Origin of the sequence: Euzebya rosea (assembly GCF_003073135.1) — a bacterium.
GTDB classification, from domain to species: domain Bacteria; phylum Actinomycetota; class Nitriliruptoria; order Euzebyales; family Euzebyaceae; genus Euzebya; species Euzebya rosea.
The window spans coordinates 132,303-145,709 of the sequence record NZ_PGDQ01000002.1 but is presented as its reverse complement, the minus strand read 5'-3'; the positions used below and the strand labels follow the sequence as shown (position 1 = coordinate 145,709).

11 protein-coding genes are annotated in these 13,407 nt (G+C 70.9%); 7 read left to right on the top strand and 4 right to left on the bottom strand.

All coding sequences use genetic code 11. The features are described 5' to 3' along the window. The 3 genes from CUC05_RS02330 (at position 1) to CUC05_RS02320 (ending at position 5,600) form a co-directional block, all read left to right on the top strand. Positions 1–1,746 carry a M14 family zinc carboxypeptidase gene (locus CUC05_RS02330; protein WP_108664477.1) on the top strand — a complete coding sequence of 582 codons (1,746 nt, stop codon included), beginning with the start codon at positions 1–3 and terminating at the stop codon, positions 1,744–1,746. Between the two features lie 240 nt (positions 1,747–1,986). Further along, positions 1,987–5,295: a DEAD/DEAH box helicase gene (locus CUC05_RS02325; RefSeq protein WP_157965122.1), complete on the top strand. Its 3,309-nt coding sequence runs from the start codon at positions 1,987–1,989 to the stop codon at positions 5,293–5,295. Then, positions 5,292–5,600, top strand: coding sequence for a hypothetical protein (locus CUC05_RS02320; RefSeq protein WP_108664475.1), 309 nt, complete (start codon positions 5,292–5,294; stop codon positions 5,598–5,600). Before CUC05_RS02325 ends, CUC05_RS02320 begins: the two co-directional genes overlap by 4 nt. A gap of 48 nt (positions 5,601–5,648) precedes the next feature. On the opposite strand, the gene CUC05_RS02315 is transcribed toward CUC05_RS02320, so the two are convergent. Beyond that, positions 5,649–6,089: a winged helix-turn-helix transcriptional regulator gene (locus CUC05_RS02315; protein ID WP_108664474.1), complete on the bottom strand. Its 441-nt coding sequence runs from the start codon at positions 6,087–6,089 to the stop codon at positions 5,649–5,651. Positions 6,090–6,234: 145 nt separating this feature from the next. Between CUC05_RS02315 and CUC05_RS02310 the strand changes: the two genes are divergently transcribed. Then, complete coding sequence (locus tag CUC05_RS02310; RefSeq protein WP_108664473.1) at positions 6,235–7,122, top strand: oxidoreductase; 888 nt, start codon at positions 6,235–6,237, stop codon at positions 7,120–7,122. 90 nt (positions 7,123–7,212) lie between these two features. On the opposite strand, the gene CUC05_RS02305 is transcribed toward CUC05_RS02310, so the two are convergent. Then, the gene (locus tag CUC05_RS02305) at positions 7,213–8,622 is read right to left on the bottom strand and encodes a S8 family serine peptidase (RefSeq protein ID WP_108664472.1); all 1,410 of its coding nucleotides are present in this window, start codon (positions 8,620–8,622) and stop codon (positions 7,213–7,215) included. Positions 8,623–8,950: 328 nt separating this feature from the next. On the opposite strand from CUC05_RS02305, the gene CUC05_RS02300 reads away from it, so the two are divergent. Genes CUC05_RS02300 through CUC05_RS02290 form a run of 3 tightly spaced genes read left to right on the top strand, consistent with a single transcriptional unit; the run spans position 8,951 to position 12,015 of the window. Beyond that, on the top strand, positions 8,951–10,165 hold the full coding sequence (locus tag CUC05_RS02300) for an SPFH domain-containing protein (protein WP_108664471.1): 1,215 nt from the start codon (positions 8,951–8,953) through the stop codon (positions 10,163–10,165). Between the two features lie 5 nt (positions 10,166–10,170). Continuing rightward, positions 10,171–11,379 carry a TFIIB-type zinc ribbon-containing protein gene (locus tag CUC05_RS02295; RefSeq protein ID WP_108664470.1) on the top strand — a complete coding sequence of 403 codons (1,209 nt, stop codon included), beginning with the start codon at positions 10,171–10,173 and terminating at the stop codon, positions 11,377–11,379. 15 nt (positions 11,380–11,394) lie between these two features. Continuing rightward, a complete protein-coding gene (locus CUC05_RS02290) occupies positions 11,395–12,015 on the top strand; it encodes a hypothetical protein (RefSeq protein WP_108664469.1) in 621 nt (206 codons plus the stop codon). A gap of 103 nt (positions 12,016–12,118) precedes the next feature. On the opposite strand, the gene CUC05_RS02285 is transcribed toward CUC05_RS02290, so the two are convergent. Further along, positions 12,119–12,931, bottom strand: coding sequence for a hypothetical protein (locus tag CUC05_RS02285; protein WP_108664468.1), 813 nt, complete (start codon positions 12,929–12,931; stop codon positions 12,119–12,121). Between the two features lie 179 nt (positions 12,932–13,110). Continuing rightward, entirely contained in the window at positions 13,111–13,314 is a 204-nt protein-coding gene (locus CUC05_RS02280) for a cold-shock protein (protein WP_108664467.1), read from the bottom strand. Positions 13,315–13,407 lie beyond the last annotated feature (93 nt).

Sequence of the window (13,407 nt, the reverse complement as noted above, 5' to 3'; positions counted from 1 at the left end):
ATGGCCCTGTCCCGCCGCTCGTTCCTCCGTGCTGCCGCCCTCTCCATGGGCGCGATCAGCATGGGTGCCACCACCGCCTCCGCCTCGGCCGTCACGGCGCTGCCCTCGACCCTGAAGGACGTCCTGCAGGTCGTCGTCGCGTTCCCGCGCACCGACCGCCAGCGGGCGGCACTGGCCAACTTCGACGACACCCACGCCATCGTCGACGGCGGGGTCGAGCTGCTGCTGTGGCCCGGCGACCTGGCTCGCCTGCAGGCCACGGGCATGCCCTACGAGGTCCGCATCGCCGACCTGCTGGCCCACGAGGCCGCCGAGGCGTCGACGGCCGCCGCCGTCGACACCGCCGTCGCGGTCCCCGGCGGGGTCACCGACTACCGCGACCTCGCCGACTTCCACGCCGTCTTCGAGCAGCTCGAACGCGACGCGGCCGAACACCCCGGGCTGCACGCCCGGGTCATCACCCTCCCCATCAGGTCCTTCGAGGGACGAGAGATCAAGGGCGTGGAGATCTGGATGGGCGAGGAGGCCGACGGCCGGGGCATCGCCTACGTCGACGGCTGCCACCACGCCCGCGAATGGCCGGCAGCGGAGTACCCAGCCCTCTTCGCCCGCTGGCTGGTCGACGAGGCCGTCGCCGGGAACGGACGGGTCACCTCCATGCTGTCGGGCGTGAAGGTCCGGATCGTGCCGGTCATCAACGTCGACGGGTTCGCCTACAGCCGCAGCTGGGCCGGCACCGTCATGGACAACTCCACCCTCGGCATCGTGGCCGGCGGCCAGGGCGCCTACGTCCGCAAGACCCAGCGCAACAACCCGCTGGTCACCACCGGCGTGGACTCGCCCATCTTCTACGGGGTCGACCCCAACCGGAACTACGCCTACCTGTGGGGCGGCACCACCGGATCGCTGGTCAACGGCGTCGACGCGCCGATCTTCGCCTCCACGTCGTCCAACCCGACGGACCAGACCTACTACGGCACCGAACCCTTCAGTGAGCCCGAGGTCGCCAACAACCGCGACTTCTTCCTGCACAACAACGTCATCACCTACCTGTCCAACCACACCTCCGGCCGGCTGATCCTGCGCCCGTGGGGCCACACCACCGACGCCTGCCCCGACGAGGCGTTGCTGGTGGAGATGGGCGACGCGATGAGCCGGGCGACCGAGACCGACGACCTGGTCGGGTACGAGTCCAAGATCGGCTTGGGCCTGTACCCGACGCTCGGCACGTCCAACGACTGGGCCTACGCCGCCACCGGGACGCTGGGCTACGTCATCGAGCACTCCACGGCGTTCCACCCCGGCTACTTCAGCTTCCACGGGCCGGGCACCCAGTGGCCGTACGTCATGGAGATGTTCCTGCGCGCGGCCGAGTACGCCGGGGACCCTCGCTGCTTCGCCACCCTGACGGGGAAGATCACCGACGCCAGCGGGGCTGCGCTGGCCGGCACGATCACCCTGGCCAAGGCCTTCACCACCCCGTTCGCCGGGCTGGAGGAGTACCAGGGCACCGGGCAGCTGACCGCGATGGCCAGCGAGCTGGAGGAGGCGATCGAGCTGACCCTGCCGGTCGGCCCGACCGGCGAGTGGGAGTGGCACGTCAACCCCTCGACCCGCCCGATCGCGGAGATCGGCAACACGGTGGAGACCTACCGCATGACGGTCACGACCGCCGTCGGAAGCCACACCCAGGACGTCGAGGTCGTCCGGGGGCAGGCGCTCGCGGTGGACGTGGTCATCGTCTGACCCCGGGTGCGGGGGCTGGCGGGTCCCAGCCGACATCGGGCTGGGACGCGGACAGGGTGGCAGGTATGCTGACCCCATCGGTCACTGTCGATCCCCCGGGGATCCAGTCGCCACACGGGTCGGTGGTCCCAGAGGGCTGTCGATTGCGTGGCTGGCATCACGACCAACCCGCCGCGGGCGTCGTGCCGACCGAGCCAGCTCCCATCTGCCGAACACACGAAGGCGATCCCGATCAGCACCATGATCACCCCGGGCCCCTCGAGGCCCGCTGTCGACCCGCCCGAGGACTTCCAGCGCCTCGCGATGGCCGAGATCGACGGCACCGCCACCGAGGACGAGCTCGACTTCCTGGAGGACCACGAACCCGAGTGGATCCTCGCCCTCACACGCCTGCTGCGCCGCACCGACGCCGCCATCGACCGTGCCCGCAGCAGCGTCGACGGTCCCGAGCGCAAGCTCGTCCTGCGTGACCTCGAGGCCGAACGCCTGCTGATCGACGTCACCCTCAAGGACCTCGTCGGCGAGGAGGAGCCGGCCCGCCCGGAACCCAGGTCCGACACCACGTCGGGCAAGGGCCAGGGGACGGACCGGGACCGGACCGCCGAGGACGACGACGACGAGGACGACGACGAGGACGAGGAGGAGCCGCCCGGCACCGTGGCCCTGCAGCTGTCGTGGCTGGACGGCCACGTCATCGCCTGGGCCGCCGGCAACAAGACCGAGGCCGAGTCGATCGAGCAGCTGACCGAGCGACTGCAGGCCGTCGGCGCTGGCGGTGTCGGCTGGCAGGAACGCGAGCCGCTGGTCCTGCCCGACGGGACCAAGGTGCCGATGGTCCACGCGCCGATCAAGCAGGCCCTCGGCTGGCTGGTCACGATGCGCACCACCCACGAGGACGAGGCCGTCGCGCCGTCCGTCACGTGGCTCGGCCTGACCGCAGGGCTGGCCGTCCGGCTGGTCGCGCAGGGCCGCATGGTCCCCCAGCTGCACCGGTTCAAGGAGGGCAAGTCCAAGGGGGGCAACGGCCGGTCGCACTTCCGGGTCCGCTGGGCCCCGGCCCTGATCGACCACGACGAGTTCCAGTCGCTGTCGCGGGTGATGCCCGGCGTCGTGTCGGCCCTCACCAAGTCCAACGACCGCCGTGCCTTCACCGAGCTGGTCGTCTCCGACGTCATCGACGCGATCTGCACCGACGCCGCCGCCCGCGTCGAGGTGCCCGCACCGCCGCCCAAGCCGCGGTCGGCCACCGAGGTCGCCGAGGCCGTGCTGGCGCTGATGGACGGCACCGTCTTCGACGCCCCCACCCAGCGCGGGTCGGAGCTGATGAAGGGCATGGCCACGTGGGCCAAGCACGTCACCGGCACCTCGACGATCAAGCTGGTCGTGCAGCTCGACCCGCCCGACCAGGGCAACGCATGGCACCTGCGGACCCTCGCCGTCGGCGCCAACCGCAAGCTCGAGCCGGTCGACGCGGCCATGTCCAACGCCCCGGCGTCCCGCCGCGAGCAGATCAAGAGCGAGCTGGACCGCCTGGAGGGCCTGTACAAGCCGCTGGAGCGCGGCAAGGCCGAACGTCGTGGCGAGGTCATCCTCAGCCAGGACGAGGCGTGGGACCTGATGACCGAGACCGGGCCGATCCTGTCGGCCGCCGGGTTCGAGATGCGCGTCCCGCCGCTGTCGCGCAAGAAGCCCAAGCCGGGGCTGCGCCTGACGTCCACCGACACCCAGGAGAGCGTCGTCGGCGCCCGTCAGCTGACGACCGTCGCGTGGTCGGCGGTGTTCGGCGACGTCGAGCTGTCGGCGGAGGAGATCATGGCGCTGGCCAGCGAGTCACGCCCGCTGGTCAAGGCCCACGGGCGCTGGGTGGAGCTGGACAAGGCCGACCTCGAGGCCGCCGCACAGGCGCTGGCCGAGCGGGCCGACCAGACCCGCCTGACCGGCGCGGACATGCTGCGCCACGCCCTCGGCCTGGAGGGCACCCCGCTGCTCGGCGGCATCTCCGTCGCCGGCGACAGCTGGGCCGCCAACCTGCTGGAGTCCGCCAAGGACATCCCCGAGCACCCGCCCACGACCCCCGAGGGGTTCCACGGCGAGCTGCGTGGCTACCAGGCCGACGCCCTGGCCTGGCTGGAGTTCCTCCACAACGCCGGCCTGGGCGGCTGCCTTGCGCTCGACATGGGCCTGGGCAAGACCCCGACCCTGCTGGCCCACCTGGCGCTCACCACCGAGACCGGCACGCACCTGGCCATCCTCCCCCCGGCGGTGCTGGGCAACTGGGCCGCGGAGGCCCGCAAGTTCACCCCCGGCCTGAAGGTGGTCATCCACCACGGGCCCGGCCGCGCCGGCAAGCGCGAGCTGAAGGGCGTCGTGGAGAAGGCCGACGTCGTCCTCACCACCTACGGCACCGCCGTGCGCGACATCGAGGCGCTGACGGAGACCACGTGGGGCAAGGTCGTGCTCGACGAGGCCCAGACGATCAAGAACCCGGCCAGCGAGACCGCGCAGCAGCTGCGACGGCTCGACGCCCACTCGCGGGTGGTGCTGACCGGTACGCCGATCGAGAACGGGCTCGGCGACCTGTGGGCGCTGCTGGACTTCACCAACCCGGGCCTGCTGGGTGACCGCGCGACGTTCGTGGCGCAGCTGTCCCGCACCGCCGGTGCCGGTCGGTCCACCGCCGAGGAGGCGCTGCGCACCCTCAACGGGGTCCTCGTCTACCGGCGGACCAAGGCCGAACCGTCCATCGCCGCGGAGCTGCCGGACCGCATCGACACCCTCGACCACTGCTCGATGACCCCCGAGCAGATCGGCCTGTACCAGGCGGTGCTGGACGACCTCGTCGTGGAGACCGCGGCCGAGGAGGGTGCCCCCAAGAAGAAGGGTGCGGTGCTGGCGGCCATCACGGCGCTCAAGCAGATCTGCAACCACCCGGCGGCCTACAACGACGACGGACGGCCGCTCGACGGACGGTCCGGCAAGCTGGCCCGCCTCAACGAGATCGTCGACAACGTCTTCGAGGCCGACGAGCGGGTGCTGATCTTCACGCACTTCGCGTCGTGGGGCGAGAAGCTGGCCGACTACCTCACCCAGCGCAAGGGCGTGGAGATCAACTGCTACCACGGTGGCCTGGCCCGTGGTGCCCGCGACCGGATGATCGAGGAGTTCCAGAAGGGCAAGGGCCCGGGTGCCCTCGTCCTGTCGCTGAAGGCCGGCGGCACGGGGCTGAACCTGACCGCCGCCAGCCACGTCGTGCTCTACGACCGCTGGTGGAACCCGGCGGTGGAGGACCAGGCACGTGACCGGGCCTGGCGCATCGGCCAGACCAGGACCGTGGTGGCCCACCGCCTGGTCTGCCCCGGCACCGTCGACGAGCGGGTCGAGGAGGTCGTGCAGGGCAAGCGGCGGATCGCCGACATGGCGCTGCCCAAGTCCAGCTCGGTCGGTGACCTCGACTCGACCCAGCTGCAGAAGGTCCTCGGCATCGACGAGGACACCCTCATCACCGAGGACGACCTGGAAGAGACGACCCCGGAGAAGGTGTCCGCATGAGCGCTGCACGACGACGTCGCGGCAAGGGCGGCTCCCGCGGCCGCCGTCGCGGCAAGAAGAAGGAGCAGGTCGGCTTCTGGGGCGAGGTCGACAAGCTGCCGCCCGCCAAGCAGGACGTCCGCATCACCTCCGAGCCCGCGGCGGTCGTGCACTCCCTCGGGGTGCCTCCGCTGCCCGGCCACGAGGTCATCGCCACCCACTACTTCTCCGCCGTCTACGAGCGGGCGGTCCAGCTGTCCGGCGCCCTGGCGGCCGCCGGCGGCCTGATCGAACCCGAGGAGCTCCTCGAGGAGTTCACCGACTGACCCCCGGCCTCGTTCCCCCGACCGCCAAGGAACTGGCGTCCCGACCGCTCAGGCCCGGGCGTCATGGGCGTCGCGGTTGGCGAACACCTCCTCCATGTTCGCCTCGGCCCAGCCCTTCAGGTCGCGCATGACGAGGTGCAGGGACCGTCCGAGGTCGGTCAGCTCGTAGTGCACGGTGACGGGGACGGTCGGCGTGACGGTGCGCACGACGAGACCGTCCCGTTCCAGCGCACGAAGGGTCTGGGTCAACATCTTCTGGCTGACGCCGGCGATCCGGCGGGCCAGCTCGGAGTACCGCATGGCCCGTGGTCCCTCGACGGCCTCGGCCGCGTGCATCGTCGGGTCGCTGCCCCCGAGCGCACACAGCACCAGACCGACCCACTTGTCGGAGATCCTCGCCAGCAGCTGCCGGCTGGGGCACACGGCCAGGAAGGCGTCGTAGTCGACCCTGGCCTGTGCTCGTCGCTGTGCCGCTGTCGTCGTGGCCATCGTTGTGCTCCGCGTCCGTTGCCGCGCACCTGCAGGTGCCCTACGCACTCCTGGGTGCCTTCTTCCCCTGGGGAAGTGACCTGCCCATAGTGTGCCTCGGGGTCGGCACACGCCACCCCGAGTACCGATACGGAAGGCACGACCCTTGCACACACGTTCCACCACCCTGCCCGGCGGCACCCGGACCCTCGGCGACGTCGAGGTCACGCGTTTCGGGTACGGCGCCATGCAGCTCGCGGGCCCCTGGGTCATGGGGCCACCCGCCGATCCGGCCGGCGCGCGGGCCGTGCTGCGCGCAGCCGTCGACATGGGCATCACCCACATCGACACCAGCGACGCCTACGGGCCACGCATCACCAACGAGCTGATCCGGGAGGCCCTGCACCCCTATCCGGACGACCTGCTCGTCGCGACCAAGGTCGGCGCGACCCGTGATGCGGAAGGAGGATGGCCACCCGCCAGGCGACCCGACGACCTCCGACGGGCGGTCCACGAGAACCTCGAGTCGCTCGGCCGTGACGTGCTCGACCTGGTCAACCTGCGGCTGGGCGATGCCGAGGGGCCGCGGGCCGAGTCGATCGCCGAGCCGTTCGGCGCGCTGGTCGACCTGCAGCAGAAGGGGCTGATCCGACACCTCGGGTTGAGCAACGCAACCTCCCAGCAGGTCGACGAGGCACGCCTGATCGCACCGGTCGTGTGCGTCCAGAACATGTACAACCTCGCCCACCGCCACGACGACGCGCTCGTCGATCGACTCGCGGACGAGGGCATCGCCTACGTGCCCTTCTTCCCGCTCGGCGGCTTCAGCCCGCTGCAGTCCACCGTCCTGTCGTCGGTCGCCGCACGACTGGCCGCCACGCCCATCGCCGTGGCGCTGGCGTGGTTGCTCCACCGGTCACCCACCATCCTGCTGATCCCGGGCACCTCCTCGGTCACCCACCTGCGCGAGAACGCCGAGGGTGCGGGCATGTCGATACCGCCCGACCTGCTCGCGGAGCTCGACGCCATCGGAGGTGACGGCCTGGGAGGGTGACGGACTCGGAGTGGCGCCACGGACGCCGGACGGGCGGGACCGCGTGGTCCCGCCCGTCGTGGCGTCAGTGGTGATCCGGGTTCGGTCCCGTCAGCGGGCCAGCGCCTCGGTGACGGCGGCGACCACGTCGACCAGGCCGTGGCCCTTGTCCACCGAGGTGGTGGTCGTCGGGTTCGTCGGATCGGACTCGTAGGACGCCCCGTCGGTGAACTGCAGGGCGGTGTCCTCGAGGATGTCCTCGACCTGCGCGGGGGTCAGGCCGGGGTTGGCCTGGTACAGCTGCGCGGCGATCCCGGCGATGTGCGGGGCGGCCATCGAGGTGCCCGACAGCACCGAGTAGGTGTTGACCGGCGAGAAGACCTGGCTGCCGGTGGCGCAGATCGGCAGGGTCAGGCGGCAGGTGGACGTGATGTCGGTGCCGGGGGCGGAGATGTCGGGGTAGGTGTTGACCTGGCCGCTGCGACCACGCGAGGAGAAGGTGGAGACGGTGCCGGTCCGGGTGCCGGTGCCCTTGTCGTCGTAGGACGCGACGCAGATCACGCCGGGGGTCGGGTCGATGCAGGTCGGGCTGGTGGCCTGGGCCGAGCCGTTGCCACCGTCGTTGCCCGCGGCGAACACCACGGTCACGCCTTCGTCGATCAGGTTGCCCACGGCGATGGAGATGGCGTCACCGGGGTTGTAGCTGCCGGCGGCCGAGCCCCAGGAGTTGTTGACGACCTTGATCGCGGGCGTCACCTGGTCGTGGTTGGCCAGGACCCACTCGAGGCCCCCCAGGGCGCTGTGCACGCTGATGGCGGTCCCTGCGGAGATGCCGTACAGGCTGGCCCCGGGGGCCGCACCGTGGTACTGGCCGTTGCTCGCGCTGCCGTCACCCATGACGATGCCGGACACGTGCGTGCCGTGGCCGCCACCGGAGATCGTGTCGGTGTCGGGGAAGGGCACGCCTGCGGTGGTCGGGAAGATGATCTTGACGTTGCCCGCGGTGTTGGCCGACAGGTCGGGGTGGGTGCCGTCGTGGCCGGAGTCCACGACCGCGACGCCGACGCCGGAGCCGTCGTAGGGGGTGCCGTTGACGGCACCGTCGAGCACGGCCTGTCCGCGGGTGGCGATGTGGGAGGAGCTGGTGAACAGGCGCAGCTGGTGGTTGGCCTCGACCCGCTCGATCAGGCCGGTGCCGGCGAGGGCGTTGAACGCGCTGACGGGGCCGCTCGCACCGAACACGCCGACGTGGGGGAACTCACCGGCGGGCAGCAGCCCGGCGTCGACGGCGCCGGTGACGGCGTCGGCGAGCGACACCCCGTCTGCGGGATGGACGATCGCGAGCACGTCGCCGGTGGCCTCGGCGACGTCGACGTCCAGCAGGTCGCTGGCGCCGGCGTCGGCGGCGCGGCTGCCGGTGGTGACGAGGGCAGCGGCGAGCAGGAGGACCGCCAGGACGGTCAGGGCCCGCGGTGCGGCGGGACGATGGGGCAGGGCCCCGGGGACGAGACGAGCGGACATGGACATGCTCCTTCGGTACGGCGTTGGAGGTGTGTGACACGGGGCCACACCCCGCGGCGGCGGGTGGTGCTGATCGCGCGGCGGCGGCCAGCGAGCAGGACGACCGCTGACGCCAAGCGACGGCGGTCCACCAACCCTGTTGCGTGTCAACCGCCGGGCACCTTCCCGACTTCACGAAGGTTCTCGAGGCGTCCCGATCCGGCTGCGACGGGACCGGACGGGGGGATCCTTCCCCGGGTGTGACAGATTGGTCACGGAGTGGACGGACGGTCCGCGCTCTGGTGGGATTGCGACACCCCACCCATTCGACGACAGAGGGACACATCCGATGGGCCTGATGGACAAGCTGCGCGGCGAACTCGTTGACATCATCGAGTGGCTCGACGACTCGCGTTCCACGCTGGCGTGGCGCTTCCCCCGGTACAACAACGAGATCAAGAACGGCGCAGAGCTGATCGTCCGCGAGGGCCAGCGAGCGGTGTTCGTCTACCGGGGCCAGCTGGCCGACTCGTTCATGCCGGGCGCCTACCAGCTGACGACGGAGAACCTGCCCATCCTGGGGACGCTGCAGGGCTGGAAGCACGGCTTCAACAGCCCCTTCCGCAGCGAGGTGTACTTCATCAACACCCGGCCGGTCACCGACCTGCGCTGGGGCACGCCGCAGCCGATCACGGTGCGCGACCCCGACTTCGGCATGGTCCAGGTGCGGGCCAACGGCTTGTGCGTGGTGTCCATCGACGAGGTCGACATCTTCCTGCGCGAGGTCATCGGCACCGACTCCGAGGTCCAGGCCGACGAGATCTCCGAGCTGCTGCGCCGAGTGATCTCCACGGCCTTCTCCGACATGGTGCTGGAGACCGGGCTGGGCGCCATCGACCTGCAGGGCAAGCAGGTGGAGCTGTCGGGCAAGTTGCGCGAGTACGTGCAGGAGAAGGTCGACGACGAGTACGGCCTCGGCATCGACGACATCACGATGAACATCTCGTTGCCCGACGAGATCACGCAGGCGATGACCCGTGGTGTGGCCAAGGGTGTCGAGACCGGCGGGTACGTCCGCAACATCGGCGACATCAACGCCTACCAGCAGGTCGCCTCGGCCGACGCCATGCAGGCCGCGGCAGCCAACCCCGGTGGTGGCGGCGGCGCGTCCGACGCGATGGGCCTCGGCCTGGGGCTTGCGATGGCCAACCAGATGGCCGGCCAGTTCGGCGGCCAGATGGGTGGCCAGCCGGCCGCGGCCCCGCCGCCCCTGCCCGCCGCCCAGTCCTTCCACGTCGACGTCGGCGGACAGCAGGCCGGCCCCTACACCGTCCCGCAGCTGCAGCAGGCAGCCAGCCAGGGACAGATCACCGGGCAGACCCTCGTCTGGTCGGCCGGCATGGCCGGCTGGACTCCCGCGGCCCAGGTGCCCGCGCTCCAGGCCCTGTTCGCGGCCCCGCCGCCCCTGCCCACCGCGCAGACACCTCCACCGGTCCCGTCCCAGCCGCCGGCGCCGCCGACACCCCCCGCTCCTCCAGCGTCCGACGGTGACGGCGAGGGCTGAGCCGGATGAACGACCAGCCACCGCCGCTCCCCGGACCCGGTGGGCCGCCACCGGTCCCCCAGCAGGCGGCTGCCACCCCGCCCGAGGCCGAGTCGGCCGCCACCCCGCAGCGGCTCAACGCCATGCTCCAGCACCACCAGGCAACCCGGACCTATCCATGCGGCCAGTGCGGCGGTGAGCTGCAGTTCCACATCGGGCAGCAGGAGCTGGCCTGTCCCCACTGCGGGAACGTCCAGGCGTTCCGCGAGGCCACGGGGGTGGTGGAGGAGAAGGACCTTCGCACCGCGCTGCGTGACCTGCGCACCAACCGGGAGGGAGCCCAGGCCCTCGTGGCCGGTGAGAAGGAGGTCGTCTGCCAGAACTGCGGCGGTCACACCACCTTCACCGGGACGCTGACGTCGACGAAGTGTCCCTACTGCACCACGCCGATCCAGCGGGACGACATCCAGGACGCCCCGGCACGCCTTCCCGTCGACGGCGTGCTGCCGTTCCGGGTCGACGAGCGGGCCGCCAAGGAGAAGCTCGACGAATGGGTCAGCAGCCGCTGGTTCGCCCCGTCGGAGTTCAAGAACTACTCCAGCTCCGGGTCGTTCGAGTCGGTCTACACCGCCTACTTCACCTACGACGCGCAGGCCGAGACCGACTATCGCGGCGAACGCGGTGACGACCACACCGTCACCGTCGGCGAGGGCGACGACCAGCGCACCGAGACCGAGACCCGCTGGCGCCACGCCTCGGGTCGGGTGCACAACACCTTCGACGACGTGCCCGTGGTGGCAAACGAGGGCGGCCTGAACCTGGGCTACATCGCCCAGCTCGAACCGTGGCCCATGGAGCAGGTCAAGCCCTACAGCCCCGAGTACGTGGCCGGTCACCTCAGCCGCACCTACGACAACGACGTCGAGGAGTGCTTCGAGCGGGCCAAGCAGGTCATGACCAGCGAGATCACCCGCACCGTCGAACGCGACATCGGTGGCGACCACCAGCGGATCCACCAGCAGACCACGACGTGGAGCGGGCTCACCTTCAAGCACCTGCTGCTGCCGATCTGGCTGCTGACGGTCACCTTCGAGGGGTCGACCTACCAGGTGATGATCAACGGGGCGACCGGCGAGGTCGTCGGCGAGCGGCCCTACTCGAAGGTCAAGATCATCGCGACCGTCGCGGCGGTCATCGCGGTCATCGCCCTGCTCGTGATCGTCCTCGGCCGATGAGCAGCTGGTGAGCCGGTGAGCATCGTCCTCCTGGGCCTCGTCCTGCTCGTGCTCCTCGGTGCCGGCGCGTTCGCGTTGGCGTTGGCGCGCAGCGGCAAGCAGCAGTACGAGGCCCAGGGACAGATCGTGCCCGGCGTCGCCAGCGAGGCACCGGCGTCGTGGGCCGGCGCCCACACCCCGGAAGCCAAGCTCCACCGGCGCCTCGGCGCCGCGATGCGTGGCCTGCGCGAGGTTGCGGGTGCCCCCGGCGAGGAGGTGCGGCTGCTGGAGCTTCGTGTCGAGCTGGAGCAGCAGGCCCTGGAGATCGACCGGCGCCTGATCGCCGCGTCGCACCTGCCGGCCACCGCGAAGGGGCCGGCGCTGGCGCAGGCCGAGCAGGCCGTGACGGCCGTCGAGCAGGCGGCCGGGGCGATCATCGGCCAGGTTGCGCTGGGGTCCACGGCCACCGACCGGGCGTTGGCCGACGTCACCGAACGGATCCACTTCGCCGCGCAGGCACGGGAGGAGCTCGAGCGCCTCGACGGACTGGGCAGCGAGGCCTCGGGGGGCAGCTGGGCCCCGGACTGGGTGACTCGCGACCCGACGGACACCCCCGACCCGGACGAGGGCGGGACACCACAGGCCGGCACCGCCTGAGGGCTGCGGGCGCCCTCGAGCACCGTGCACCCGGGCAGGGGTGCCGACCGCAGGACGGCCGCGAGCCCCACAGGGGAAAGGAACCCGCGGCCGTCCCCCCGTGTCAGACCTCGCGGACGAGGTCTTCCCACGAAGGGCTGGCGCCCGCGTGTGCGTCCGGCGACAGCGTGCAACGGATGTCGTCGTCCACACGGAGCGCCAGCGAGCTGGTGCCCTCGAAGGGCAGGTGTTGGTCGAAGTCGGGTTCGCCGATCTCGACGGTGACCATGGCGGGGTCCAGGCCCTGGGCGAGCAGCTGGTCGGCGTAGGCCTGCTCCAGCGCCTGGCTGGTCACGGCGAAGGCCTCCTCCATGCAGGCACGGCCGCCGACGACCTGCTGGGCGTAGGCGAAGGCAGCGGCGATCATGTCGTCGCCGTCGTCGACGCCGGGCAGCAGGTCGGTGAGCTCACCGAGGAACCCCTTGTCCCAGTCGACCCCGGTGGCGCTGGCCACCATGTCCACCCTGGGGCGGACGAAACGGATGGCCTCGCCCGGCACCGTGACGGTCAGGGTGCCGTCCTCGCCCCGGCCGATGGTGACGGCACCGGCGTCGACGCAGGTGTCCACGTCACCGACGGCGTCGAGGGACACCGTGTCGGTGCGGTAGACGACTCCGGCGAGGGAGTGCTCACGGGTGCCTTCCACCGAGACGGCCGCATGCACGCGTGCACGGCAGTCCAGGGCGATGGGCTCGACCCGCGTGATCGTCGCCGGGTGCTTGGGGCCGAGGACCCGTTCCTGCACGACCACGTCGCGCGGCAGGGAGGGCAGCCCGAGGTCCGGCATCGACAGCTGCACCACCCCGGTGGTGACCAGCACCCATCCGACCACGGTGAGGGCACCCCCGAGGAGGAGGGTCTTCAACGCATCGGTCACAGCGGCGTCCTTCGTCGATCGGGCGGGGGTACACCCATTGGACCCCGTCGGGTCCCGGAAGTTTCGCCGTCCCGCAGAAGACGTCGCGGTACGCAGGAGACGTCGCCGTCACCGCAGACACAGAACAACCCGGGCCGCGGGGGCCCGGGCTGTCGCTATCACCTTGAACGCTCGAGAGCCTAGAGGGGCTTCACATCGCGGGCTTCATCACCCTTGCGTCCGGGGCCGACCTCGAACTCGACCTTCTGGTTCTCCTCGAGGTTGCGATATCCGCTCCCTGCGATGTTCGAGAAATGGACGAATATGTCCTTCCCTCCGTCGTCGGGCTGGATGAACCCGAACCCCTTCTCGGAGTTGAAGAACTTCACTGTTCCTGTTGCCACTGCACTGCCTCACTTGCTTGGGAGCCCGCGAAGGTATCCGGGCGCGACAATCGTACCTCCGGGTCTCGCGGAAACGCCATGCCCACAATTGGG

Excerpts from the sequence above, each read along its gene's own strand:
- CUC05_RS02330 (WP_108664477.1), top strand. The coding sequence starts at position 1 with ATGGCCCTGTCCCGCCGCTCGTTCCTCCGTGCTGCCGCCCTCTCCATG.
- CUC05_RS02325 (WP_157965122.1), top strand. The coding sequence starts at position 1,987 with ATGATCACCCCGGGCCCCTCGAGGCCCGCTGTCGACCCGCCCGAGGAC.
- CUC05_RS02320 (WP_108664475.1), top strand. The coding sequence starts at position 5,292 with ATGAGCGCTGCACGACGACGTCGCGGCAAGGGCGGCTCCCGCGGCCGC.
- CUC05_RS02315 (WP_108664474.1), bottom strand. The coding sequence starts at position 6,089 with ATGGCCACGACGACAGCGGCACAGCGACGAGCACAGGCCAGGGTCGAC.
- CUC05_RS02305 (WP_108664472.1), bottom strand. The coding sequence starts at position 8,622 with ATGTCCGCTCGTCTCGTCCCCGGGGCCCTGCCCCATCGTCCCGCCGCA.
- CUC05_RS02300 (WP_108664471.1), top strand. The coding sequence starts at position 8,951 with ATGGGCCTGATGGACAAGCTGCGCGGCGAACTCGTTGACATCATCGAG.
- CUC05_RS02295 (WP_108664470.1), top strand. The coding sequence starts at position 10,171 with ATGAACGACCAGCCACCGCCGCTCCCCGGACCCGGTGGGCCGCCACCG.